Origin of the sequence: Terrisporobacter vanillatitrophus (assembly GCF_051148895.1) — a bacterium.
Lineage (GTDB): Bacteria > Bacillota > Clostridia > Peptostreptococcales > Peptostreptococcaceae > Terrisporobacter > Terrisporobacter vanillatitrophus.
Genome location: NZ_CP154625.1, coordinates 101,811 through 125,000 on the forward strand (window position 1 = coordinate 101,811; position 23,190 = coordinate 125,000).

Annotated in this window: 24 protein-coding genes, 2 rRNA genes and 1 riboswitch; of the genes, 25 read left to right on the plus strand and 1 reads right to left on the minus strand. The window is 34.0% G+C overall.

Annotated features, from left to right (window positions below; all coding sequences use genetic code 11):
* Nucleotides 1-14 precede the first annotated feature (14 nt).
* The 15 genes from TVTCOM_RS00700 (at nucleotide 15) to rpsI (ending at nucleotide 9,199) form a co-directional block, all read left to right on the plus strand.
* Complete coding sequence (locus TVTCOM_RS00700; RefSeq protein ID WP_434797953.1) at nucleotides 15-665, plus strand: adenylate kinase; 651 nt, start codon at nucleotides 15-17, stop codon at nucleotides 663-665.
* 3 nt (nucleotides 666-668) lie between these two features.
* Nucleotides 669-1,415 carry a type I methionyl aminopeptidase gene (gene map, locus TVTCOM_RS00705; protein ID WP_434797954.1) on the plus strand — a complete coding sequence of 249 codons (747 nt, stop codon included), beginning with the start codon at nucleotides 669-671 and terminating at the stop codon, nucleotides 1,413-1,415.
* Between the two features lie 78 nt (nucleotides 1,416-1,493).
* Nucleotides 1,494-1,712, plus strand: coding sequence for a translation initiation factor IF-1 (infA, locus tag TVTCOM_RS00710; protein ID WP_039680327.1), 219 nt, complete (start codon nucleotides 1,494-1,496; stop codon nucleotides 1,710-1,712).
* Between the two features lie 29 nt (nucleotides 1,713-1,741).
* On the plus strand, nucleotides 1,742-1,855 hold the full coding sequence (rpmJ, locus tag TVTCOM_RS00715) for a 50S ribosomal protein L36 (RefSeq protein WP_018590391.1): 114 nt from the start codon (nucleotides 1,742-1,744) through the stop codon (nucleotides 1,853-1,855).
* A gap of 155 nt (nucleotides 1,856-2,010) precedes the next feature.
* On the plus strand, nucleotides 2,011-2,382 hold the full coding sequence (rpsM, locus tag TVTCOM_RS00720) for a 30S ribosomal protein S13 (RefSeq protein ID WP_039680326.1): 372 nt from the start codon (nucleotides 2,011-2,013) through the stop codon (nucleotides 2,380-2,382).
* A 28-nt stretch (nucleotides 2,383-2,410) separates the two neighbouring features.
* Nucleotides 2,411-2,809, plus strand: a complete 399-nt coding sequence (gene rpsK / locus TVTCOM_RS00725; protein ID WP_018590393.1) for a 30S ribosomal protein S11 — start codon at nucleotides 2,411-2,413, stop codon at nucleotides 2,807-2,809.
* Nucleotides 2,810-2,824: 15 nt separating this feature from the next.
* The gene (gene rpsD, locus TVTCOM_RS00730) at nucleotides 2,825-3,448 is read left to right on the plus strand and encodes a 30S ribosomal protein S4 (RefSeq protein ID WP_434797955.1); all 624 of its coding nucleotides are present in this window, start codon (nucleotides 2,825-2,827) and stop codon (nucleotides 3,446-3,448) included.
* Between the two features lie 75 nt (nucleotides 3,449-3,523).
* The gene (locus tag TVTCOM_RS00735) at nucleotides 3,524-4,471 is read left to right on the plus strand and encodes a DNA-directed RNA polymerase subunit alpha (protein ID WP_434797956.1); all 948 of its coding nucleotides are present in this window, start codon (nucleotides 3,524-3,526) and stop codon (nucleotides 4,469-4,471) included.
* 21 nt (nucleotides 4,472-4,492) lie between these two features.
* A complete protein-coding gene (gene rplQ / locus TVTCOM_RS00740) occupies nucleotides 4,493-4,834 on the plus strand; it encodes a 50S ribosomal protein L17 (protein WP_147541909.1) in 342 nt (113 codons plus the stop codon).
* A 175-nt stretch (nucleotides 4,835-5,009) separates the two neighbouring features.
* Nucleotides 5,010-5,846 carry an energy-coupling factor transporter ATPase gene (locus tag TVTCOM_RS00745; RefSeq protein ID WP_434797957.1) on the plus strand — a complete coding sequence of 279 codons (837 nt, stop codon included), beginning with the start codon at nucleotides 5,010-5,012 and terminating at the stop codon, nucleotides 5,844-5,846.
* Nucleotides 5,831-6,697 carry an energy-coupling factor transporter ATPase gene (locus tag TVTCOM_RS00750; RefSeq protein ID WP_434797958.1) on the plus strand — a complete coding sequence of 289 codons (867 nt, stop codon included), beginning with the start codon at nucleotides 5,831-5,833 and terminating at the stop codon, nucleotides 6,695-6,697. Before TVTCOM_RS00745 ends, TVTCOM_RS00750 begins: the two co-directional genes overlap by 16 nt.
* Nucleotides 6,691-7,488: an energy-coupling factor transporter transmembrane component T family protein gene (locus tag TVTCOM_RS00755; RefSeq protein WP_434797959.1), complete on the plus strand. Its 798-nt coding sequence runs from the start codon at nucleotides 6,691-6,693 to the stop codon at nucleotides 7,486-7,488. The genes TVTCOM_RS00750 and TVTCOM_RS00755 overlap by 7 nt, the downstream gene beginning before the upstream one ends.
* A 12-nt stretch (nucleotides 7,489-7,500) precedes the next feature.
* On the plus strand, nucleotides 7,501-8,232 hold the full coding sequence (truA, locus tag TVTCOM_RS00760) for a tRNA pseudouridine(38-40) synthase TruA (RefSeq protein WP_434797960.1): 732 nt from the start codon (nucleotides 7,501-7,503) through the stop codon (nucleotides 8,230-8,232).
* A 118-nt stretch (nucleotides 8,233-8,350) separates the two neighbouring features.
* On the plus strand, nucleotides 8,351-8,779 hold the full coding sequence (rplM, locus tag TVTCOM_RS00765; protein ID WP_039680319.1) for a 50S ribosomal protein L13: 429 nt from the start codon (nucleotides 8,351-8,353) through the stop codon (nucleotides 8,777-8,779).
* Nucleotides 8,780-8,806: 27 nt separating this feature from the next.
* On the plus strand, nucleotides 8,807-9,199 hold the full coding sequence (rpsI, locus tag TVTCOM_RS00770; RefSeq protein WP_026255080.1) for a 30S ribosomal protein S9: 393 nt from the start codon (nucleotides 8,807-8,809) through the stop codon (nucleotides 9,197-9,199).
* A gap of 294 nt (nucleotides 9,200-9,493) precedes the next feature.
* Here rpsI and rbr read toward each other — a convergent pair whose 3' ends face one another.
* Nucleotides 9,494-10,033: a rubrerythrin gene (rbr, locus tag TVTCOM_RS00775; RefSeq protein ID WP_434797961.1), complete on the minus strand. Its 540-nt coding sequence runs from the start codon at nucleotides 10,031-10,033 to the stop codon at nucleotides 9,494-9,496.
* Nucleotides 10,034-10,224: 191 nt separating this feature from the next.
* Nucleotides 10,225-10,341: riboswitch (FMN riboswitch) on the plus strand.
* Nucleotides 10,342-10,523: 182 nt separating this feature from the next.
* Here rbr and ribD point away from each other — a divergent pair.
* From ribD to TVTCOM_RS00825, 10 genes are all read left to right on the plus strand, one after another.
* Nucleotides 10,524-11,627, plus strand: a complete 1,104-nt coding sequence (ribD, locus tag TVTCOM_RS00780) for a bifunctional diaminohydroxyphosphoribosylaminopyrimidine deaminase/5-amino-6-(5-phosphoribosylamino)uracil reductase RibD (RefSeq protein ID WP_434797962.1) — start codon at nucleotides 10,524-10,526, stop codon at nucleotides 11,625-11,627.
* Complete coding sequence (gene ribE / locus TVTCOM_RS00785; RefSeq protein WP_434797963.1) at nucleotides 11,612-12,259, plus strand: riboflavin synthase; 648 nt, start codon at nucleotides 11,612-11,614, stop codon at nucleotides 12,257-12,259. Before ribD ends, ribE begins: the two co-directional genes overlap by 16 nt.
* An 11-nt stretch (nucleotides 12,260-12,270) precedes the next feature.
* Nucleotides 12,271-13,470, plus strand: a complete 1,200-nt coding sequence (locus TVTCOM_RS00790; protein ID WP_434797964.1) for a bifunctional 3,4-dihydroxy-2-butanone-4-phosphate synthase/GTP cyclohydrolase II — start codon at nucleotides 12,271-12,273, stop codon at nucleotides 13,468-13,470.
* 49 nt (nucleotides 13,471-13,519) lie between these two features.
* The gene (ribH, locus tag TVTCOM_RS00795; RefSeq protein WP_434797965.1) at nucleotides 13,520-13,987 is read left to right on the plus strand and encodes a 6,7-dimethyl-8-ribityllumazine synthase; all 468 of its coding nucleotides are present in this window, start codon (nucleotides 13,520-13,522) and stop codon (nucleotides 13,985-13,987) included.
* A gap of 407 nt (nucleotides 13,988-14,394) precedes the next feature.
* Nucleotides 14,395-15,096, plus strand: coding sequence for a response regulator transcription factor (locus TVTCOM_RS00800; protein WP_434797966.1), 702 nt, complete (start codon nucleotides 14,395-14,397; stop codon nucleotides 15,094-15,096).
* On the plus strand, nucleotides 15,083-15,277 hold the full coding sequence (locus TVTCOM_RS00805) for a hypothetical protein (protein WP_434797967.1): 195 nt from the start codon (nucleotides 15,083-15,085) through the stop codon (nucleotides 15,275-15,277). The genes TVTCOM_RS00800 and TVTCOM_RS00805 overlap by 14 nt, the downstream gene beginning before the upstream one ends.
* Nucleotides 15,278-15,293: 16 nt before the next feature.
* Nucleotides 15,294-17,321 (plus strand): sensor histidine kinase, encoded by a 2,028-nt coding sequence (locus TVTCOM_RS00810; protein WP_434797968.1) that lies wholly within the window; start codon nucleotides 15,294-15,296, stop codon nucleotides 17,319-17,321.
* Nucleotides 17,322-17,427: 106 nt separating this feature from the next.
* Nucleotides 17,428-18,141: an N-acetylmuramoyl-L-alanine amidase CwlD gene (gene cwlD / locus TVTCOM_RS00815; protein WP_434797969.1), complete on the plus strand. Its 714-nt coding sequence runs from the start codon at nucleotides 17,428-17,430 to the stop codon at nucleotides 18,139-18,141.
* Between the two features lie 453 nt (nucleotides 18,142-18,594).
* Nucleotides 18,595-20,098: ribosomal RNA gene (locus TVTCOM_RS00820) — 16S ribosomal RNA — on the plus strand.
* 176 nt (nucleotides 20,099-20,274) lie between these two features.
* Nucleotides 20,275-23,173 (plus strand): 23S ribosomal RNA (locus tag TVTCOM_RS00825).
* The 16S and 23S rRNA genes sit together here, the layout of an rRNA operon.
* Nucleotides 23,174-23,190: the final 17 nt, after the last annotated feature.

Here is a 23,190-nt window from a genome sequence, read left to right on the forward strand (position 1 = left end):
TTGGAGATGATAGTATGAGACTTATATTATTAGGACCTCCTGGGGCTGGTAAAGGTACTCAAGCTGCAGGAATAGTTGAAAAATACCAAATACCTCATATATCAACAGGAGATATATTCAGAAAAAATATAAAAGAAGGAACAGATCTTGGAAAAAAAGCTAAAGAGTTTATGGACCAAGGGTTATTAGTTCCTGATGAATTAACTGTAGGATTAGTTACAGATAGATTATCTCAAGATGATTGTAAAAACGGGTTCATGTTAGATGGATTCCCAAGAAATGTAGCTCAAGCTGAACAGTTAGATGCTTTCCTAAAAGATACAGGAATGGCATTAGATAAAGTTATCAACATAGAAGTTGATAAAGAAAAATTAGTAGCAAGAGCAGTTGGTAGAAGAATCTGCAAATCTTGTGGTGCTACTTACCATATAGAATTTAACCCTTCGAAAGAAGAAGGAGTTTGTGATATATGTAAAGGTGAGCTTTATCAAAGAGCTGACGACAATGAAGAAACTGTATCAAAAAGAATACAAGTTTACTTAGATGAAACAAAACCATTAGCTGATTATTATTCTAAAGCAGGTATAATAGCTTATATAAATGGTCAACAATCTATAGATAAAGTATTTAATGATATAGTGTCTGCTTTAGAAAGTAGTAAATAATTAATGATTATTATAAAATCTAAATCAGAAATTGAACTTATGAGGGAAGCGGGGAAAATCGTCGCTGACACTCATGAAGTTATTAGAGAGGCTATTATTCCGGGAATATCTACTTTAGAGTTAGATAAAATAGCTGAAGAAAATATAAAAAAATATAATGCAGTACCATCTTTTAAAGGCTATGGAGGATTTTCAGGAAGTATATGTGCTTCTATTAACAACAAAGTTGTGCATGGAATTCCTGGTAATGAAATAGTAAAAGAGGGAGACATTATAAGTATAGATATAGGCGCCTATTATAAAGGATACCATGGTGACTCTGCGAAGACTCATGGAGTTGGCCTGATATCTGAAGAAAATAGGAAGCTCATAGAAGTTACTAAAGAAAGCTTCTATGAAGGACTTGAATTGGCGAAAGTTGGACATAGACTTTCGGATATCTCACACACAATACAAGCACACACAGAAAAAAATGGTTTTTCGGTAGTTAGGTCATTAGTTGGACATGGGATTGGTAAAGATCTTCATGAATCTCCAAATATTCCAAACTATGGTAAACCTAATAAAGGTCCTGTGCTAAAATCAGGAATGGTATTAGCTATAGAACCTATGATTAATCAAGGCAGTCACCATGTTTACTGTTTAGCCGATGGTTGGACAATAGTAACGGGAGATGGAAAAAATTCTGCTCACTATGAGCACACGATAGCAATAACAGAGGATGAACCTCTTATATTAACTAGTTTATAAAACGGATAGTATAATGCTATCACAAAAATTGCATTTAGTTCTAAGTATTTAAATGTAAAATGGAGGGCTGATTATATAATGGCCAAAAAAGATGTTATAGAATTTGAAGGTACAGTTATTGAAAACTTACCAAACGCTATGTTTAAAGTTAGACTAGAAAATGGACATGAGGTATTATGCCATTTATCTGGTAAGTTAAGAATGAACTTCATAAGAATTCTTGAAGGTGATAAGGTTAATGTTGAGCTTTCACCTTATGATCTTACAAGAGGAAGAATCACTTGGCGTAAGAAATAGGCTATGTACTAGTCTAAGGAGGGATAATAATGAAGGTAAGACCATCAGTAAAACCAATGTGCGAAAAATGTAAAATCATTAAAAGAAAAGGTAAAGTAATGGTTATATGTGAAAATCCTAAGCACAAACAAAAACAAGGATAAGAAAATATTACTAGCATAAAGTCGCCAAATATGTTATAATGTTTAAATGTGACATTGACTGGATGCGTTGGAAATACAGTACTTGGATACTTTTTAACCAATATCCAAGTAAAACAATTAAAAGGAAAATAACTAAGTCGTAGGAGGTGCAAGTAATGGCAAGAATCGCTGGGGTAGATTTACCTAGAGAAAAAAGAGCGGAAATAGGCTTAACTTATATATATGGTATAGGTAGAGCGACTGCTAATGAAATATTAGCAAAAGCTGAGATAAATCCAGATGTAAGAATCAAAGATTTATCAGATGATGAAGTTAATACATTAAGAAGAATAATAGACACTGATTTCTTAGTTGAAGGTGACTTAAGAAGAGAAATCGCTTTAAATATAAAAAGATTAAGAGATATAAAATGCTACAGAGGTATAAGACATGCTAAAGGTTTACCGCTAAGAGGGCAAAAAACTAAGACTAACGCTAGAACTAGAAAAGGTCCTAGAAAAACTGTATCTCGTAAGAAGAAAAAATAATAAGTTAGGATAGGAGGGAAATCGAACAATGGCTAAACAAAAAAAGAAAGTTACTCGTGTAAGAAGAAGAGAACGTAAAAACATAGACCGTGGTCATGCACATATACAATCAACTTTTAACAACACTATAATTACTTTAACTGACGTTCATGGAAATGCTATATCATGGGCATCTTCAGGACAATTAGGATTTAAAGGATCAAGAAAATCAACTCCATTTGCTTCTCAAATGGCTGCAGAAACTGCTGCTAAAGCTGCAATGGAACACGGTTTAAAAAGTGTTGAAGTATTCGTAAAAGGACCAGGTTCAGGAAGAGAAGCTGCTATAAGAGCTTTACAAGCTACTGGACTAGAAGTAACAATGATAAAAGATGTTACTCCAATCCCACACAACGGATGTAGACCACCAAAAAGAAGAAGAGTATAATTAGGAGGTGTAATTATGGCAAGATATACTGGTGCATCATGCAGACAATGCCGTAGAGAAGGAATGAAGTTATTCCTTAAAGGTGATAGATGTTATACAGATAAATGTGCTATAGTTAAAAGAAACTATGCTCCAGGACAACATGGACAAGGGAGAAAAAAAGTTTCTAACTATGGTTTACAATTAAGAGAAAAACAAAAAGTTAAGAGAATATACGGAGTTTTAGAAACTCAATTCAGAAACATGTACGAACGTGCTGAGAAAATGTCAGGTAAAACTGGTGAAAACTTATTAAGCTTATTAGAAAGAAGATTAGATAATGTTGTTTACAGAATGGGATTAGCTAACTCTAGAAAAGAAGCTAGACAATTAATAACTCATGCACACTTTACTTTAAATGGTAAAAAAGTTGATATACCTTCAATAACTGTAAAAGTTGGAGATGTTATAGCAGTTAAAGAAAATTCTAAATCATCTGCTAAATTCAAAGGTATAGTAGAAGCAAATACAAAAGTAGCTCCAAGATGGATAGATGCAAGCGTAGAAAATATGACTGCAACTGTAACTGCTCTTCCAAACAGAGAAGATATAGATCTTGAAATAGCTGAACACTTAATCATAGAGCTTTATTCTAAATAATAAGCATCTTCTAAAGTTTTTCTTTAGAGGTGTTTACCCTCAGTGGATTAATAAATTTGAAGGAGGGTTTTGTCCATGATAGAAATAGAAAAACCAAAAGTAGACATTGTAGAACTTGGTGAAGATTATAGATATGGAAAATTTGTCATTGAACCTTTAGAAAGAGGATATGGAACTACTATAGGGAATGCTCTAAGAAGAATATTATTATCTTCTTTACCTGGTGTGGCAGTGAATTCAATAAGAATAGATGGTGTTCTTCATGAATTCTCAACAGTACCAGGAGTTAAAGAAGATGTTACTGAAATAATATTAACTCTAAAAGAACTTTCTGCAGCTATAGATGGAGAAGGAAGTAGAACTCTTAAAATTCAGGCTCAAGGACCTTGTACTGTAACAGGAGCAGACATAATCTGCCCACCAGATGTAGAAATATTAAATAAAGACTTATTAATCGCTACTTTAGATGATAATGCTAAATTTAATATGGAAATAAACATTGACAAAGGTAGAGGATATGTTCCAGCCGAGGAAAACAAAACTGAAAATATGCCTATAGGTGTTTTACCTGTAGACTCAATATACACTCCCGTACAAAAAGTTAGCTACCATGTAGAAAACACAAGAGTTGGTCAAAAATCAGATTATGATAAATTAACACTTGAAGTATGGACTAATGGAAGCATTAATCCTCAAGAGGGTATATCTCTTGCAGCTAAAGTATTAGTTGAGCATTTAAATCTATTCATTGACTTAACTGAGCATGTAAGCAACGTTGAAATAATGGTAGAAAAAGAAGAAGATCAAAAAGAAAAAGTTCTTGAAATGACTATTGAAGAGCTTGATTTATCAGTAAGATCTTACAACTGTTTAAAGAGAGCGGGAATTAATACAGTTGAAGAATTAGCTAATAAATCAGAAGATGATATGATGAAGGTTAGAAACCTTGGTAAAAAATCACTTGAAGAAGTTATTCAAAAACTTGAAGAATTAGGATTAGGACTTAAACCTAGCGAAGAATAAGCGAGCAAAGGAGGGATTGGCGTGGCTAATTACCGTAAATTAGGACGTGTGACATCACACAGAAACCTTATGTTAAGAAACTTAGTAACTGACTTACTAAGAAGTGGTAGAATAGAAACTACAGTAACAAGAGCTAAAGAAACTCGTAGAATGGCTGAAAAGATGATAACTCTTGCTAAAAGAGGAGATCTTCATGCTAGAAGACAAGTTTTAGCTTACGTTATGGATGAAACAGTAGTTAACAACTTATTCACTGATATAGCTCCAAAATATGCTGAGAGAAATGGTGGATATACTAGAATAATCAAAAAGGGGCCAAGAAGAGGCGATGCAGCTGAAATGGCATTTATTGAATTAGTTTAGTAAATAGTTAAAATAGATAAAAAAGATTAAGTTTGATGGGCTTAATCTTTTTTTTATGCAAATAATATTAATTAAAAAAGATTATATAATCAAAGGAATTATTTTTTAATTAGAACTGTGATATAATATTAAGATACAAATTTAAAATTACTACTTTAAAGAAGGAGTAGAATGAATGAATAATATTATAAACGTTAACAATATTTCATACGAATACATAACTGAAGAATCTAGTTTTAAAGCTATAGATAATTTAAGTTTAAATGTTAAACAAGGTGAATTCGTAGCTATTATTGGACATAATGGTTCGGGAAAATCAACTTTATCTAAGAATTTAAATGCTATTTTGATGCCAACAGAAGGTAATATTTTAATAGATGGAAATGATACAAAAGATGAAGAAAAACTATGGGATATAAGACAAACTGCAGGTATGGTATTCCAAAACCCAGACAATCAAATAGTTGCAACTATAGTAGAAGAGGATGTGGCATTTGGACCAGAAAACTTAGGTATAGAACCAAAAATAATTAGAGAAAGAGTCAAAGAAGCTCTTGAAAGTGTAGGGATTACGGAATTAAAAGATAGACAGCCTCACTTATTATCTGGAGGGCAAAAGCAAAGAGTTGCCATAGCAGGTATAATTGCTATGAGACCTAAATGTATAATTTTTGATGAGGCAACAGCAATGCTTGATCCATCAGGTAGAAAAGAAGTTATGAATGTAATAGAAAAACTTAACAAAAAAGAAAACATTACAGTATTGCATATAACTCACTACATGGAAGAGGCTGTAGAAGCTGATAGAGTTATAGTTATGGATAAAGGACGTAAAGTATTAGAAGGGACACCTAAAGAAGTATTTAGAAACATAGAAAAGCTTAAGAAAATAGGTCTAGATGTTCCTTATATGACAGAATTAGCCACTTCTTTAAAAGAAGAAGGAATAGATATTAAGGATGATATATTAACAGTAGATGAGATGGTGGTGAAATTATGTCAATTATTATAAAAAACTTAACTTATATATATGATGAGGGTATGCCTTTTGCTAGTAAAGCAATAGATGATATATCATTTGAAATAAAAGATAGAGATTTTGTAGGTTTAATTGGTCATACAGGGTCAGGGAAATCTACTCTTATACAACATTTAAATGGCCTTATTAAACCATCATCAGGAGAAATTTTTATAAATGATTTTAATATAACTGGAGGAAATCAAAACCTAACTGAAATTAGAAAAAGAGTAGGTATAGTATTTCAATATCCTGAGTATCAACTTTTTGAAGAAACAGTTGAAAAAGATATAGCTTTTGGCCCTTCTAATTTGAATTTAAGCCAGGAAGAAATATCTATTAGGGTAAAAGAATCTATGAAAGCTGTAGGGCTTGATTATGATGAGTATAAAGACAAATCACCTTTTGACTTATCAGGAGGTCAAAAGCGTAGAGTGGCAATTGCTGGGGTTATAGCAATGAATCCAGAATTATTAATATTAGATGAACCTACTGCTGGATTAGATCCAGGAGGAAGAGATGAAATCTTTGCTTTAATAAAAAGATTACATGAAGAAAGTAATATGACTATAATACTATCTTCACATAGTATGGACGATATGGCTAAGATAGCAAAGACTATAATAGTTATGAATCATGGTAAGATTGAATTTATGGGAACACCTAGGGAAATCTTTAATAATCATGCATCAAGACTTAAGGAAATTGGATTAGATGTACCACAAGTTTTAGAATTAGCTATAAAATTAAAGGATAAAGGTTTTGATATAAAAACTGATGTCTTAACAATAGAAGAGATAAAAGAAGAAATACTAAACTTTATGAAAGGAAGAAAGAAATGTTAAAAGATATAACCATAGGTCAATATTATCCTGCAAATTCTTGTATTCATAAGTTAGATTCAACAACAAAGCTTGTTGCAACAATAGTATTCATGGTATCTTTATTTGTAGTAAATAAATTCTGGCCATATTTATTAGTGACTGCAGCATTAGTTGCAGTAATAAAAATGTCTCAAATACCTCTTAAATACATTATGAAAGGTATAAAACCACTTAGATGGATAATTCTATTTACATTTGTTATAAATATATTCTTTTTACCTGGTGAGGTAATTTGGAAGTTTGGTTTCTTAACTCTAACTAAAGAGGGAATAAAACAGGCTATTTTTATGTCTATAAGATTAGTATTTTTAGTTGTTGGTACATCATTACTTACTTTGACAACCTCTCCTATACAACTTACAGATGGTATAGAAAGAATGTTAAATCCTTTAAAGAAAATAGGAATGCCTGTTCATGAACTGGCTATGATGATGACAATAGCACTTAGATTTATACCTACATTATTAGATGAAACTGACAAAATTATGAAAGCACAAATGTCTAGAGGTGCTGACTTTGAAAGTAGTAATATAATAAATAGAGCTAAAAATTTAGTACCGCTGCTAGTACCATTATTTGTTAGTGCTTTTAGAAGAGCTGACGAATTGGCAATGGCAATGGAAGCTAGATGTTATAGAGGTGGATATAATAGAACTAAAATGAAAGAAGCCAAAATTACAAAAGCTGATTATATAGCTTACGTTTTACAAGTTGTATTTTTGGCAATCATAATAGTAACTAAATTCATATAAATGAGGAAGTAAATGAGAAATTTAAAACTTACTATACAATATGATGGCACAAAATATTGTGGTTGGCAAAAACAGCCTAATTCTTCTGGTATACAGGGTACAATAGAATATGCTATCTATGAAATAACAAAAGAAAAAGTAAATATAATAGGATCTGGAAGAACAGATGCAGGTGTTCATGCTTTAGGTCAAGTGGCTAACTTTAAGACAAACTCAAGCATACCCGCAGCTAGAATTCCTGATGCCTTAAATGCAAAGTTGCCAAAGGATATATCTATAATTGACTGCCAAGAAGTATCTGATGATTTTCATTCTAGGTACGGTGCAACAGGGAAAATATATAGATATTTAATATATAATAAGCCTTATAGAAGTCCATTATACAAGGATATATCATATCATGTCAGATATGACGTTGATATAGAAAAAATGCGCTCAGAAGCTAAATCACTACTTGGAACACATGATTTTAAAGGATTTATGAGTTCGGGATCATCAGTAAAAGATACAGTTAGAACCATACATAATATTTCAATTGAGAATAGTGGAGACTTAATTGTTTTAGAAGTGGAAGGTAATGGATTTTTATATAATATGGTGAGAATTATAGTAGGAACGTTGGTAGATATAGGCAGAGGAAGAATAGATAAATCACTGGAAGAAATAATTGCTTCGAAAGATAGGGGAGAAGCAGGTCATACCGCGCCTGCACACGGATTATTTCTTAAAAAAGTTCATTATTAAACTTGACACACCAGGGTCATTGTATTAAAATGAATAAGAGTGTGCTAGTAAGTCCACATTGCCCCGGACTTTATATATACGGTAGATAAAAAATTTAAAAAATTAAGGAGGGACAACCATGAAAAGTTATATAGCTAAACCAGCTGACGTACAAAGAAATTGGTACGTAGTTGATGCTGAAGGAAAAACATTAGGTCGTCTTGCTACAGAAATAGCAACTATATTAAGAGGAAAACATAAACCAACATTTACACCACACGTAGACGGTGGAGATTTTGTTGTTGTTGTAAACGCAGCAAAAGTAGTTTTAACAGGAAAGAAATTAGATCAAAAATTATATAGATACCACACTGGTTATGTAGGTGGATTAAAAGAAATAACTTACAGAGAAATGATGGATAAAAAACCAGAAGAAGTAGTAGCACATGCTGTTAGCGGAATGTTACCAAAAAATAAATTAAGAAGCAGAATGATGACTAGATTAAGAGTATTTGCAGGTGCTGAACATACACATGCAGCTCAAAACCCAGTTGAATTAAACGTATAGAATTAATAGGTGAAAGGAGGAGTTATCATGGAAAAAGTTCAATTCTACGGAACAGGAAGAAGAAAGAGCTCTGTAGCTAGAGTTAGATTAGTTGCAGGTGAAGGAAATATAGTAGTTAATGGAAGAGATGTTAATGAATATTTTAACTACGAAACATTAATAAGAGATGTTAAACAACCATTAGTTTTAACTAATAATGAAAATAAATACGATGTAATAGTAAAGGTTGAAGGTGGAGGATTCACTGGACAAGCTGGAGCTATAAGACACGGTATATCAAGAGCTTTATTAAAAGCTGATGCTGAGTTAAGAGGAGACTTAAAGAAAGAAGGATTCTTAACAAGAGATGCAAGAATGAAAGAAAGAAAGAAATATGGTTTAAAAGCTGCAAGAAGAGCGCCTCAGTTCTCAAAAAGATAGTTTTTATTCAATATTGGAAATTTTTCAAATTGTATATACAAGATGTATTTCAACAATATGTTGGAATACATCTTTTTTTATTATAAATTTCAACTAATAATTTCTCGGGAAAAAAGAAATATTTATTAAAAAGTAAAAAATGTATTTCATTAGATGGTTGATAAATACATTTTGAAAAATTAAATAATGAGAGTTTGAGATTTAAGGATATAAAAAGAAGGGCTAACAACTATTAGTTGCTAGCCTAACTTAATATTGGGTTTTGGGATTATCTATTTGAGATAAATTACTCGCTTATTTATAGTTTTCTGCTCTAACTTGGAAGTATGATTGTGGATGATTACAAACAGGACATATTTCAGGTGCTACCTTACTTTTATGTATGTGTCCACAATTTTGACAATGCCAGTAAACTTCACCGTCTTTTTCAAATATAGTTCCATTTTCTAAGTTTTCAAGAAGTTTACGGTATCTTTCTTCGTGTTCTTTTTCGATTTCTCCAACAACTTCAAATAAATATGCTATTTTATCAAATCCTTCTTCTTTAGCTTCTTTAGCAAAAGTAGCGTACATATCAGTCCATTCATAATTTTCTCCTGAAGCGGCATCTTTTAAGTTTTCAGGAGTTGATGGTATACCATCGTGTAAAAGTTTGAACCATATTTTAGCATGCTCTTTTTCATTATTTGCAGTTTCTTCGAATATATCAGCTATTTGATTATATCCTTCTTTCTTTGCTTTAGAAGCATAATAAGTATACTTGGTTCTTGCTTGAGCTTCTCCTGCAAATGCAGATAGTAAATTTTTTTCAGTTTTACTTCCCTTTAATTCCATAATTATTTCCTCCCTTGATTTATCAAATTTAATCTATATAATCAATATTTATTTTTATTTATACTATATTTATACCATAAAATGGTAAAATAAAACATGAAAATGTAATTTTTCTAAACATTTTATTTCTAAAAAGAATAAAAATATAATTGACAGATTGAATATATTGAATTATTATTATCTTAATTGAATAAAATCTTCAGGGCAGGGTGAAATTCCCTACCGGTGGTTATAGCCCACGAGCCATTATGGCATGATTCGGTGAGATTCCGAAGCCGACAGTAAAGTCTGGATGAAAGAAGATAGAATAATTAATCTAATTTAGTTTTTATTAATTTGAATTATATGCTCTGGAATGAATTTATCATTTCAGAGTTTTTTAAATTTAGAATAAAAATATATCAGTAGATTAATCGATTTATAAAAATTCTACCTTGAACATATTGTTCAAGGCTTTTTGTATTTGTAGGAATTTTATTGGAGGTACACAATGATTGATAAAAAATATATGCAGATAGCCTTAGAGCTTGCTAAAAAAGGATGTGGATTTGTGAATCCGAATCCTATGGTTGGGGCTGTTATTGTAAAAGATAATGAAATAATAGGGGAAGGATATCATCAAGCTTATGGCATGTTTCATGGGGAACGAAATGCAATTAAAAATTGTAAAAAATCACCCAAAGGAGCGACTATATATGTAACATTAGAACCTTGTTGTCATTATGGGAAAACACCACCATGTACACAAGCAATTATAGAAGCTGGTATAAGTAAAGTTGTTATAGGATCATCAGATCCGAATCCATTAGTAGAAGGAAAAGGAATAGAAGAGCTTCGCAATAATGGAGTGGAAGTTGTAGAAGGATTTTTAAAAGAAGAATGTGATGCTCTAAATGAAGTGTTCTTTTATTATATAAAAACAAAAACACCTTATGTTGTAATGAAGTATGCAATGACAATGGATGGCAAAATTGCAACTTATACTAATCAGTCTAAATGGATAACAGGAGAGACTTCGAGAAAAAGAGTACATGAAGATAGACATAAATATAGTGGAATAATGGTTGGAGTAGGAACAGTATTGCTAGATGATCCTATGCTTAATTGTAGATTGGATAATAGCAAAAACCCTATAAGAATAATATGTGATACCAATTTAAGGACACCTATCCACAGTAAGATAGTAAGTACAGCCCATGAGATACCGACAATAATAGCTACAAGCGAAATTGATAAATACAAACAAAAAACATACACAGATAAAGGTTGCAGGATTATAGTTGTACCTAAAAAAAATGACCATATTGATTTGAAAGAATTAATGATTATATTAGGTCAAGAAGAAATAGATAGCATTCTTTTAGAAGGTGGTGGAACTTTAAATTGGTCAGCGTTAAATCATGGGATAGTTAATAAAGTTCAAACTTATATTGCACCGAAAATATTTGGAGGTATAAATGCCAAGTCTCCAGTAGCAGGAATTGGAGTGGATAATCCTCAAAATTCATTTTATTTAAAAAATACAAAAGTGATAAAAATAGATGAAGATGTATTAATAGAAAGCGAGGTGGTACATCAATGTTCACAGGAATAGTAGAGGAAGTAGGAATAATACAAAATGTAAAAAGAAATAATAAATCTTCCATTCTTACTATACAAGGTAAAAAAATATTTGAAGATATTCATATAGGGGATAGTATTTCTGTCAATGGTGTATGCCTTACTGTAACTACATTTAACAATGAAGTTTTTTCAGCTGATGTGATGAATGAAACTCTAAGTAGATCATCATTGGGTAATTTAAAAAATGGAAGCCTTGTAAATTTAGAAAGAGCAATGTGTGCGAATGCTAGGTTTGGAGGGCATATTGTATCAGGTCATATTGATGGTACAGGTAAAATAATAAAAATTGAAAAAGATGACAATGCAATTTGGTACACAATAGCGGTGGAAGAAAATTTAATGAAATACATCGTAGAAAAAGGTTCTATTGCCATAGATGGAATAAGTTTAACTGTTGCAAAAGTAAATGAAAAACATTTTAGTGTATCTATTATCCCGCACACAGCACAGGAAACTATACTTTCCCACAGATTAGTTGGGGATATTGTGAATATCGAGAATGATGTCATAGGTAAGTATGTGGAAAAGTTAATGAGTTTTGAAAAAAACAAAAAAGATGAAAGTAATATAACAATGGATTTCTTAATAAAGAATGGTTTTTAGGAGGAATAAAAATGTTTGAGTTTAATAAAGTAGAAGAAGCTTTACAAGATCTTCGAGAAGGAAAGATAATAATTGTTACTGATGATGAAAACAGAGAAAATGAAGGTGATTTCATATGTGCGGCTGAATTTGCAACAACAGAAAATGTGAATTTCATGGCCACTCATGCCAAAGGCCTTATATGTATGCCTATGAGTAAAGAAGTTTGTGATAAATTACAACTTACTCAAATGGTATCAAATAATACAGACAATCACAGTACTGCTTTTACAGTTTCTATAGATCATGTGGATACAACTACAGGAATATCTGCTGTAGAAAGAAGTATAACAGCTATGAAATGTGTGGATGAAAGTTCCAAACCAGAGGATTTTCGTAGACCAGGCCATATGTTTCCACTTTTGGCAAAAAAAAATGGAGTACTAGAGCGTAATGGGCATACAGAAGCAACTGTTGATCTGATGAAATTAGCAGGACTTAAAGAATGTGGATTATGTTGCGAAATTATGAAAGATGATGGAACTATGATGCGTACACCAGAATTAATAGAGTTATCCAAGAAGTGGAATCTAAAATTTATAACCATAAAAGACTTGCAAGATTATAGAAAAAAGCATGACGATCTTGTAGAGTGTGTAGCTAATACAAAGATGCCAACAGCTTATGGAGATTTTAGAGCATATGGATATATAAATAAATTAAATGGAGAACATCACGTTGCCTTAGTAAAAGGGGATATAAGTGATGGGAAAGATATATTGTGTCGTGTACATTCAGAGTGTTTAACAGGAGATGCCTTTGGTTCACAAAGATGCGATTGTGGAGAACAATTTGCTTCTGCAATGAGACAAATAGAAGAAGAAGGAAGAGGAATACTTCTTTACATGAGACAAGAGGGGCGAGGTATAGGTCTTATAAATAAACTTCGTGCTTATGAATTACAAGATCAAGGGATGGATACTTTAGAAGCTAATTTAGCTCTTGGATTTGAAGGAGATATGAGAGAATACTTCATAGGAGCTCAGATATTAAGAGACTTAGGAGTGAAGACTTTAAGACTACTTACAAATAATCCGGAAAAAATATATGGTCTATCAGGATTTGGTATGGAAATTGTAGAAAGAGTACCAATACAAATGAATCCAACTATGAATGATATATTTTATTTAAAAACAAAACAAGAAAAAATGGGACATATTTTAAATTATTAAAATTCCCTTAATCATAATAAAAATTAAATTATAAAAGGAGATAGGAAATATGAAATTATATGAAGGAAAATTAATATCAAAGGATATAAAAATAGGGATAGTAGCAGCTCGTTTCAATGAATTTATAACATCTAAATTATTAGGTGGAGCAGTAGATGCTTTAAAGCGTCATGATGTAGATGAAGATAATATAGAAGTTGCATGGGTACCAGGGGCATTTGAAATACCTCTAATAGCATCAAAAATGGCAAAAAGTAATAAATATGATGCAATAATATGCTTAGGAGCAGTAATTCGTGGAAACACAACACACTATGACTATGTATGCAGTGAAGTGTCAAAAGGAATTGCTCATGTATCATTGAATAGTGATATACCAGTAATGTTTGGAGTTATAACTACAGAAAATATAGAACAAGCAATAGAGCGTGCAGGAACTAAAGCAGGAAATAAAGGATTTGATTGTGCTGTAGGTGCCATAGAAATGGTTAATTTAATAAGAGAAATAGAAGCATAGTAAATATTAATAATGTTTCATAAAAACAATTAAAAATATTAATCGATCAGAAACTCATAGCATTTTGCTATGAGTTTTTTTGTAAGAATTCCTTAAGAAATAGAGTGACTATTATGTAAGAATTATATTCTATTATATTAGTATAGTAAAAAAGAATTTGATAAGAGAATAAGGGAGGTGAAAATTAATATGATTATTCAATATATATGGAAAGATACATGGATATTAAAAAAAACTAACTATAGGATCAATAATATGTTTAATAATTTTAGGAATGTTGTATTTAACTAATATATGATATATACATATGCATCTAAAAATATATTAAAAAGTGTGAAAGTTATAAAAGAATGTGATTATAGTGTATAATACAAGTGATAATGAATTGTATAAAGGAGATGATGCAAATGTACAATATATTAGTAGTGGACGATGACAAAGAGATAGTTGAATCAATAGAGATATTTTTAAGAAATGAAGGTTATAACATATATAAAGCATATAACGGAATAGAAGCTTTAGATGTATTAGTGAACAAAGATGTGCACCTAATACTTATGGATATAATGATGCCCAAATTAGATGGAATAAAAGCAACAATAAAAATAAGAGAAGAAAAAAATATACCGATAATATTAGTTTCAGCAAAGAGTGAAGATACAGATAAAATAATGGGACTTAATATAGGGGCGGATGACTATATAACAAAACCATTTAACTTATTAGAGCTTATAGCTAGAGTGAAATCGAACTTGAGAAGATATGTGGCATTAGGGACTTATAATAATGAAAACATAAATATTAAAGAAGTATTAAGTAGTGGTGGTTTAGAGTTAAATACGTCTACAAAAGAAGTAAAAGTAGATGGACAAATAGTAAAAGTAACTCCTATAGAGTTTAAAATACTAAACTTACTTCTTGCCAATAAAGGAAGAGTGTTTTCTATAGATGAGATATATGAGAAAGTATGGAATGAAGAAAGTTTTAATGTGGAAAATACAGTAGCAGTTCATATTAGAAGAATAAGGGAAAAAATTGAAATAAATTCAAAAGAACCAAGATATTTAAAGGTAGTATGGGGAGTGGGATACAAAATTGAAAAACTATAATGGGAAAGTATTTAGGGAAAGAAGCTTAATGTTTAATTTTATATTTGTATTACTAATGTTTGCCATAACTCAGATAATAGGAATTATAATATGTTTTAATTATGGTGGTATGAATATATTTATAGATACAGTAATTATATTTACTTTAAACTATATATTATATAAAGCATTAAGATTTTAAACAAAAAGGAGGTTATATGAAAGGAAACAAAGGATTTAAGTTTATTAACTTAGTAATCATATTTGTATGTATATCAGCGTTTTTAGCTATGATACCAACGACAATTAGTGTGATTGGTAGAGGCGCAGGTGTATTTACAAGTTATATGCATAAAGATCAGTTTGCTATAGAAGATGAATTTTATAAGAGTAGAGCTTTTGATAATAACTTAATGAGTTATTTAACATCTATTACAAGTGGAAGTGTAGAAGGAACAGATAAAGATTCGTCTGATGAGGATGAAAATAATATAAAAGAACTAAGAACGTATTCAAGAGAAGAATTGAAACAAATATCAAATCTTAATTATTTTATTATAAATAAAGATACAGATGAAATTTATACAAATACAGAGAGTAAGACAGCAAAAGAATTTCAAAATAAATATAAAGGAGAATGTGATGTAAAAATATCATCTAAAAATCATAATATTAGCTATTCTAAAACATTCAATAACAATGAATATAAAGATTCAAATGTAAACGATGAATTAGGTTCTGTTATGCAACTAAAAAGTGGTGATATATACATGTCCATACCTGAAAATTTTGAACGTGCTCCTGGTATATATGACAGAATATATGAAGCAAAAAGTGAGTTCAATAGAGATATAGTATCTGTTCAAATAATACTAGCAACTTTAGGTGGTTCATTAATACTAGGGATAATATCTACAATCTTATATAAAAGAAGTAAAACAGATCTATTTGATAAAGATAGTTTCTGGCTAAAGCTTAGTAAACTTGTACCGTTAGAGTTATATGTATTAGGATTAGTATTTGCAGTAGTATTTTTAATGCAAAGCTTTGATTACTATTATGATATGCTTAGTAGTTTTACATTTAGTTTTTTAGGTATAGGGTTTATTTGTACTGTACTTTATATATTTAACAAACAAATAAATAGCTATGACAACAAGTTAGACTTCTTCAAAACAACTTTTGTTTATAGAATATTTAATTTTTCAAAAAAAGCATTAATAAATACATCAAAACTTACAAGAAGTATGCCTCTATCAAAGAGAATAGTAGGACTAACTATAGTATGTATAGTAGTTAATTTATTTTTAATGATGATTGCAATAGGCAGCTACGATCCTTTTATTGCGATTATATCATCTATTTTAACAATAGGTGGATTAGCTTATTATGTGTTAAAAAAACTATGGTATCTATCTTATATAATGGATGGTACTCAGAGGATAAAAAACGGAGATATTCATCATAAGTTAAAGCTAATAGGTGAAGATAACTTTACAACCTTAGCAGATGATATAAATAACATAAGGGATGGGTTAGATAAAGCTATAGATAATCAACTAAAAAGTGAGAGAATGAAATCAGAACTTATTACAAACGTATCTCATGATTTAAAAACTCCACTAACTTCCATAATAAACTATGTGGAATTAATAAAAAAAGAAGAAAATATTAGTCCAGAATATTTAAAAGACTACGTAAATGTACTAGATTCAAAATCAAAAAGACTAAAAATACTAATAGAAGATTTGTTTGAAGCTAGTAAAGCTAGTAGTGGAAATATAGAATTAAATATGGAAAAAATAGACCTCACTCAATTGTTAAGACAATCTATTGGAGAGATGGAAGAAAAATTATCAGAAGCTAACTTAGATTTAAAAATAAATGTGCCAGAAGATAAAACTTATGTAAGAGCAGATGGACGAAGATTATATAGAGTTCTTGAAAATTTATTAATCAATATATCTAAGTATTCATTGCCAAACACAAGAGTATATATAGATATAATTGAAGAAGATAACAAAGTTAAATTAACTATGAAGAATATATCTTCTTATGAATTGAATTTTGATCCAGAAGAAATAATGGAAAGGTTTAAAAGAGCTGATGATTCTAGAAACACAGAAGGCAGTGGATTAGGTCTTGCTATAGCTAGGGATCTAGTTAACTTACAAGGAGGAACTTTCTCTATAGATATAGACGGAGATTTATTTAAATCTATAGTTGAGTTTGATATAATAAGATAAGTTAAATTTAAATATGTAGGGAGATACTTTTATAGTATGTCCCTTTTTAATTGAAATAAAGTAATAAATCAAGATAAACCCCAATATAAATATATGGGGTGATAATGTGAGCAAATTAAGTAAAAAAATAATATTTGGAGTAATATCATTGGCATTGATAATAGTATCAATAATAGAAATAAAAACTGCATCGGAAGATGTAATTAAACTGATGCCAATAACCAGTAAAACAATAATTGTAGATGCAGGGCATGGAGGAATAGACCCAGGTGCAATGACAGATGACCAATCAATAAAAGAAAAAGACGTTAATCTAAAAATAGCGAAGAAAGTTAAAGAATTAATAGAAGCTAGCGGTGCAGCAGTGATATTGACAAGAAATGATGATACAAGTTTATATACTGAACAAACAGGAAAAACTATTAGACAAAAATATAATGAAAATCTGAAAAATAGAAAAAAAATAATTGATGAATCTTCAGCAGATATGTTTGTATCTATACATCTTAATAAATTTCAACAATCAAAATATTATGGTGCACAAACATTTTATCCTGAAGGGAAAGAAGATGACAAGAAACTAGCAACCTATATTCAAAATGAGCTAAAAAGAGTAGTAGATAATACAAATAATAGACAAATAAAACCTAGGAATGATATTTACCTAATAAAAGACAATGAGATACCTTCTACATTAATAGAATGTGGATTTCTTTCTAATGATAAAGAAGCGAAGTTATTAAATGATGAAGAATATCAAGATCAGATAGCGTGGTCTATTTATGTTGGAATACAAAAATATTTTAGTGAAGATAGTTAAAATTAAATAATATTAGAATACATATTCATATTAAAAGTTATAAAATCTATTTGGTTTTATAACTTTTAATGTTTAATACTATATAATTATTAAAAAAATATAAATATTAAAACTGTTGAAAAATTAGCATATTACTAAGGTTATAGTATACTATGTGTTTATAAAATTAAAATGTATAAAAAAAGTTTTGCAAAAAGTGTTGACGTATTTTATTTAAGATGGTAAAGTAATACTTGTCCTTGAGACAGGACGCAACGTCGACAAAAACTTCTTAAAAAAGTGGTTGACAAAGAAAAATAGCTTTGGTAGAATAAAGAAGCTGAAACAAGCAAAAGAACTTTGAAAATTAAACAGTAGGTTAACAATAAATTAATTCTTTAAGAATTAAACTGAAACAACAAACAAACCAAGCCAGATATTCAGATAATGATTAGCTGAGCAATTGGACAACTTTTATTTGAGAGTTTGATCCTGGCTCAGGATGAACGCTGGTGGCGTGCCTAACACATGCAAGTCGAGCGATTCTCTTCGGAGAAGAGCGGCGGACGGGTGAGTAACGCGTGGGTAACCTGCCTCATACACATGGATAACATACCGAAAGGTATGCTAATACAGGATAATATAAGAGATTCACATGGATTTCTTATCAAAGCTCCGGCGGTATGAGATGGACCCGCGTCTGATTAGCTAGTTGGTAAGGTAACGGCTTACCAAGGCGACGATCAGTAGCCGACCTGAGAGGGTGATCGGCCACATTGGAACTGAGACACGGTCCAAACTCCTACGGGAGGCAGCAGTGGGGAATATTGCACAATGGGCGAAAGCCTGATGCAGCAACGCCGCGTGAGTGATGAAGGCCTTCGGGTCGTAAAACTCTGTCCTCAAGGAAGATAATGACGGTACTTGAGGAGGAAGCCCCGGCTAACTACGTGCCAGCAGCCGCGGTAATACGTAGGGGGCTAGCGTTATCCGGATTTACTGGGCGTAAAGGGTGCGTAGGTGGTTTCTTAAGTCAGGAGTGAAAGGCTACGGCTCAACCGTAGTAAGCTCTTGAAACTGGGAAACTTGAGTGCAGGAGAGGAAAGTGGAATTCCTAGTGTAGCGGTGAAATGCGTAGATATTAGGAGGAACACCAGTAGCGAAGGCGGCTTTCTGGACTGTAACTGACACTGAGGCACGAAAGCGTGGGGAGCAAACAGGATTAGATACCCTGGTAGTCCACGCCGTAAACGATGAGTACTAGGTGTCGGGGGTTACCCCCCTCGGTGCCGCAGCTAACGCATTAAGTACTCCGCCTGGGGAGTACGCTCGCAAGAGTGAAACTCAAAGGAATTGACGGGGACCCGCACAAGTAGCGGAGCATGTGGTTTAATTCGAAGCAACGCGAAGAACCTTACCTAAGCTTGACATCCTTTTGACCGATGCCTAATCGCATTTTTCCCTTCGGGGACAGAAGTGACAGGTGGTGCATGGTTGTCGTCAGCTCGTGTCGTGAGATGTTGGGTTAAGTCCCGCAACGAGCGCAACCCTTGCCTTTAGTTGCCAGCATTAAGTTGGGCACTCTAGAGGGACTGCCAGGGATAACCTGGAGGAAGGTGGGGATGACGTCAAATCATCATGCCCCTTATGCTTAGGGCTACACACGTGCTACAATGGGTGGTACAGAGGGCAGCCAAGTCGTGAGGCCGAGCTAATCCCTTAAAGCCATTCTCAGTTCGGATTGTAGGCTGAAACTCGCCTACATGAAGCTGGAGTTACTAGTAATCGCAGATCAGAATGCTGCGGTGAATGCGTTCCCGGGTCTTGTACACACCGCCCGTCACACCACGGAAGTTGGGGGCGCCCGAAGCCACTTAGCTAACCCTTTGGGAAGCGAGTGTCGAAGGTGAAATCAATAACTGGGGTGAAGTCGTAACAAGGTAGCCGTATCGGAAGGTGCGGCTGGATCACCTCCTTTCTAGGGAGAATTAACCTACTGTTTAATTTTGAGGGTTCTTTATGAAAACTCAAAATTAGTACTTTGAAAACTGCATAACATTTAGTGATATGACATTATAAAAGAAGAAGATAAACTTCTTAAAAAATATATCATATAAAGAAGATAACTTTTAAAAATATCAAACTTTGATAACTGGTCAAGTTATTAAGGGTGTAGGGCGAATGCCTTGGCACTAGGAGCCGATGAAGGACGCGATAAGCTGCGATAAGCTTGGGGGAGTTGCACGTAAACTTTGATCCCAAGATTTCCGAATGAGGAAACTCACTTAGAGTAATGTCTAAGTATCGTATAGTGAATACATAGCTATGCGAGGGGAACCCGGGGAACTGAAACATCTAAGTACCCGGAGGAAGAGAAAGAAATTCGATTCCGTAAGTAGCGGCGAGCGAACGCGGAACAGGCCAAACCAATAAAGTTTTCTTTGTTGGGGTTGCGGACATATCATAAAGTTGAGGAATTGTAAGTGAAGAGAGTTGGAAAGCTCCGCTATAAGGTGTAAAAGCCACGTAACTGAAACAAGAAATCGATAGATATGATCCAGAGTACCACGGGACACGTGAAACCCTGTGGGAAGCAGGAGGGACCATCCTCCAAGCCTAAATACTACCTAGTGACCGATAGCGTATAGTACCGTGAGGGAAAGGTGAAAAGAACCCCGGGAGGGGAGTGAAATAGAACCTGAAACCCTACACTTACAAGCTGTAGGAGCACATTACTTGTGTGACTGCGTACTTTTTGTAGAACGGGCCAACGAGTTACGTTACCTAGCAAGGTTAAGCACTTAAGGTGTGGAGCCGCAGCGAAAGCGAGTCTTAACTGGGCGTTTAGTTAGTTGACGTAGACCCGAAACCGGGCGACCTATCCATGGGCAGGTTGAAGCGAAAGTAAAATTTCGTGGAGGACCGAACCCACGAGCGTTGAAAAGCTCGGGGATGACCTGTGGATAGCGGTGAAATTCCAATCGAGCCCGGAGATAGCTGGTTCTCTCCGAAATAGCTTTAGGGCTAGCCTCAAGGTTTAGAGAAGCGGAGGTAGAGCACTGAATGTCCTAGGGGGTATTGCACTTACCGAAGACTATCAAACTCCGAATGCCGTATTCTTATACTTGGGAGTCAGACTGTGGGTGATAAGATTCATAGTCAAAAGGGCAACAGCCCAGATCGTCAGCTAAGGTCCCTAAATGTACGTTAAGTGGTAAAGGATGTGGGATTGCACAGACAACCAGGATGTTGGCTTAGAAGCAGCCACTCATTTAAAGAGTGCGTAATAGCTCACTGGTCGAGTGATCCTGCGCCGAAAATTTCCGGGGCTAAAACGTACTACCGAAGCTACGGCATCATTTATGATGGGTAGGAGAGCTTTCTATACGGATTGAAGCATTACCGTAAGGAGATGTGGACTGTATAGAAGTGAGAATGTTGGCATGAGTAGCGAGATGTGGGTGAGAATCCCACAGGCCGTAAACCCAAGGTTTCCAGGGGAAGGTTCGTCCGCCCTGGGTTAGTCAGGACCTAAGCCGAGGCCGAAAGGCGTAGGTGATGGACAACAGGTTGATATTCCTGTACCACCAATAACCGTTTGAGAAATGGGATGACACAGAAGGATAAGCTAACCGTACTGTTGGTTATGTACGGGCAAGTATTGAGGCAGTTCTAATAGGCAAATCCGTTAGAATAATGCTGGGGTACGATGCGGAGCGAAATTTAGTAGCGAAGTAGCTGATTTCACACTGTCGAGAAAAGTCTCTATCGAGGTTAAAGGTGCCTGTACCGCAAACCGACACAGGTGGGTGAGGAGAGTATCCTAAGGCCAGCCAGAGAACTGTTGTTAAGGAACTCGGCAAAATGACCCCGTAACTTAGGGAGAAGGGGTGCCATGGAAACATGGCCGCAGAGAATAGGCCCAAGCGACTGTTTACCAAAAACATAGGTTTCTGCTAAGTCGCAAGACGATGTATAGGAGCTGACGCCTGCCCGGTGCTGGAAGGTTAAGGGGATCTGTTAGGGTAACCGAAGCAGTGAACTTAAGCCCCAGTAAACGGCGGCCGTAACTATAACGGTCCTAAGGTAGCGAAATTCCTTGTCGGGTAAGTTCCGACCCGCACGAAAGGCGTAACGATTTGGGCACTGTCTCAACAACAGACTGGGTGAAATTGTAATACCGGTGAAGATGCCGGTTACCTGCGACAGGACGGAAAGACCCCATGGAGCTTTACTGTAGCTTGACATTGAGTCTCGGTGCTACATGTACAGGATAGGTGGGAGGCTATGAAGCATGGACGTCAGTCTGTGTGGAGCCATCCTTGGGATACCACCCTTGTAGTACTGGGATTCTAACCAGCTGCCTTGAATCAGGTAGTGGGACACTGTCAGGTGGACAGTTTGACTGGGGCGGTCGCCTCCTAAAAAGTAACGGAGGCGCTCAAAGGTTCTCTCAGTACGGTCGGAAATCGTACGAAGAGTGTAAAGGCAGAAGAGAGCTTGATTGCAAGACATACAGGTCGAGCAAGGACGAAAGTCGGACTTAGTGATCCGGTGGTACCGCATGGAAGGGCCATCGCTCAACGGATAAAAGCTACCCTGGGGATAACAGGCTGATCTCCCCCAAGAGTCCACATCGACGGGGAGGTTTGGCACCTCGATGTCGGCTCATCACATCCTGGGGCTGTAGTAGGTCCCAAGGGTTGGGCTGTTCGCCCATTAAAGTGGTACGCGAGCTGGGTTCAGAACGTCGTGAGACAGTTCGGTCCCTATCCGTCGCAGGCGTAGGAAATTTGAGGAGACCTGTCCTTAGTACGAGAGGACCGGGATGGACGTACCGCTGGTGTACCAGTTGTTCTGCCAAGGGCATAGCTGGGTAGCTAAGTACGGAAAGGATAAGCGCTGAAAGCATCTAAGCGCGAAGCCTACTTCAAGATAAGATTTCCCACCGTAAGGTTAAGACCCCATGAAGACTACATGGTTGATAGGTCAGAGGTGGAAGTGTGGTAACATATGTAGCTTACTGATACTAATAGGTCGAGGACTTGACCAATAAATATAATGGAAACA

Bases quoted from the DNA above. Each gene is read 5' to 3' on its own strand.
- TVTCOM_RS00800 (WP_434797966.1), top strand. From the start codon at position 14,395: ATGTACAATATATTAGTAGTGGACGATGACAAAGAGATAGTTGAATCA.
- ribH (WP_434797965.1), top strand. From the start codon at position 13,520: ATGAAATTATATGAAGGAAAATTAATATCAAAGGATATAAAAATAGGG.
- ribD (WP_434797962.1), top strand. From the start codon at position 10,524: ATGATTGATAAAAAATATATGCAGATAGCCTTAGAGCTTGCTAAAAAA.
- rpsK (WP_018590393.1), top strand. From the start codon at position 2,411: ATGGCTAAACAAAAAAAGAAAGTTACTCGTGTAAGAAGAAGAGAACGT.
- TVTCOM_RS00735 (WP_434797956.1), top strand. From the start codon at position 3,524: ATGATAGAAATAGAAAAACCAAAAGTAGACATTGTAGAACTTGGTGAA.
- rbr (WP_434797961.1), bottom strand. From the start codon at position 10,033: ATGGAATTAAAGGGAAGTAAAACTGAAAAAAATTTACTATCTGCATTT.
- TVTCOM_RS00810 (WP_434797968.1), top strand. From the start codon at position 15,294: ATGAAAGGAAACAAAGGATTTAAGTTTATTAACTTAGTAATCATATTT.
- truA (WP_434797960.1), top strand. From the start codon at position 7,501: ATGAGAAATTTAAAACTTACTATACAATATGATGGCACAAAATATTGT.
- rpsD (WP_434797955.1), top strand. From the start codon at position 2,825: ATGGCAAGATATACTGGTGCATCATGCAGACAATGCCGTAGAGAAGGA.
- TVTCOM_RS00750 (WP_434797958.1), top strand. From the start codon at position 5,831: ATGTCAATTATTATAAAAAACTTAACTTATATATATGATGAGGGTATG.
- infA (WP_039680327.1), top strand. From the start codon at position 1,494: ATGGCCAAAAAAGATGTTATAGAATTTGAAGGTACAGTTATTGAAAAC.
- TVTCOM_RS00755 (WP_434797959.1), top strand. From the start codon at position 6,691: ATGTTAAAAGATATAACCATAGGTCAATATTATCCTGCAAATTCTTGT.
- TVTCOM_RS00700 (WP_434797953.1), top strand. From the start codon at position 15: ATGAGACTTATATTATTAGGACCTCCTGGGGCTGGTAAAGGTACTCAA.
- TVTCOM_RS00745 (WP_434797957.1), top strand. From the start codon at position 5,010: ATGAATAATATTATAAACGTTAACAATATTTCATACGAATACATAACT.
- rpsI (WP_026255080.1), top strand. From the start codon at position 8,807: ATGGAAAAAGTTCAATTCTACGGAACAGGAAGAAGAAAGAGCTCTGTA.
- ribE (WP_434797963.1), top strand. From the start codon at position 11,612: ATGTTCACAGGAATAGTAGAGGAAGTAGGAATAATACAAAATGTAAAA.
- TVTCOM_RS00790 (WP_434797964.1), top strand. From the start codon at position 12,271: ATGTTTGAGTTTAATAAAGTAGAAGAAGCTTTACAAGATCTTCGAGAA.
- rpsM (WP_039680326.1), top strand. From the start codon at position 2,011: ATGGCAAGAATCGCTGGGGTAGATTTACCTAGAGAAAAAAGAGCGGAA.
- map (WP_434797954.1), top strand. From the start codon at position 669: ATGATTATTATAAAATCTAAATCAGAAATTGAACTTATGAGGGAAGCG.
- rplM (WP_039680319.1), top strand. From the start codon at position 8,351: ATGAAAAGTTATATAGCTAAACCAGCTGACGTACAAAGAAATTGGTAC.
- rpmJ (WP_018590391.1), top strand. From the start codon at position 1,742: ATGAAGGTAAGACCATCAGTAAAACCAATGTGCGAAAAATGTAAAATC.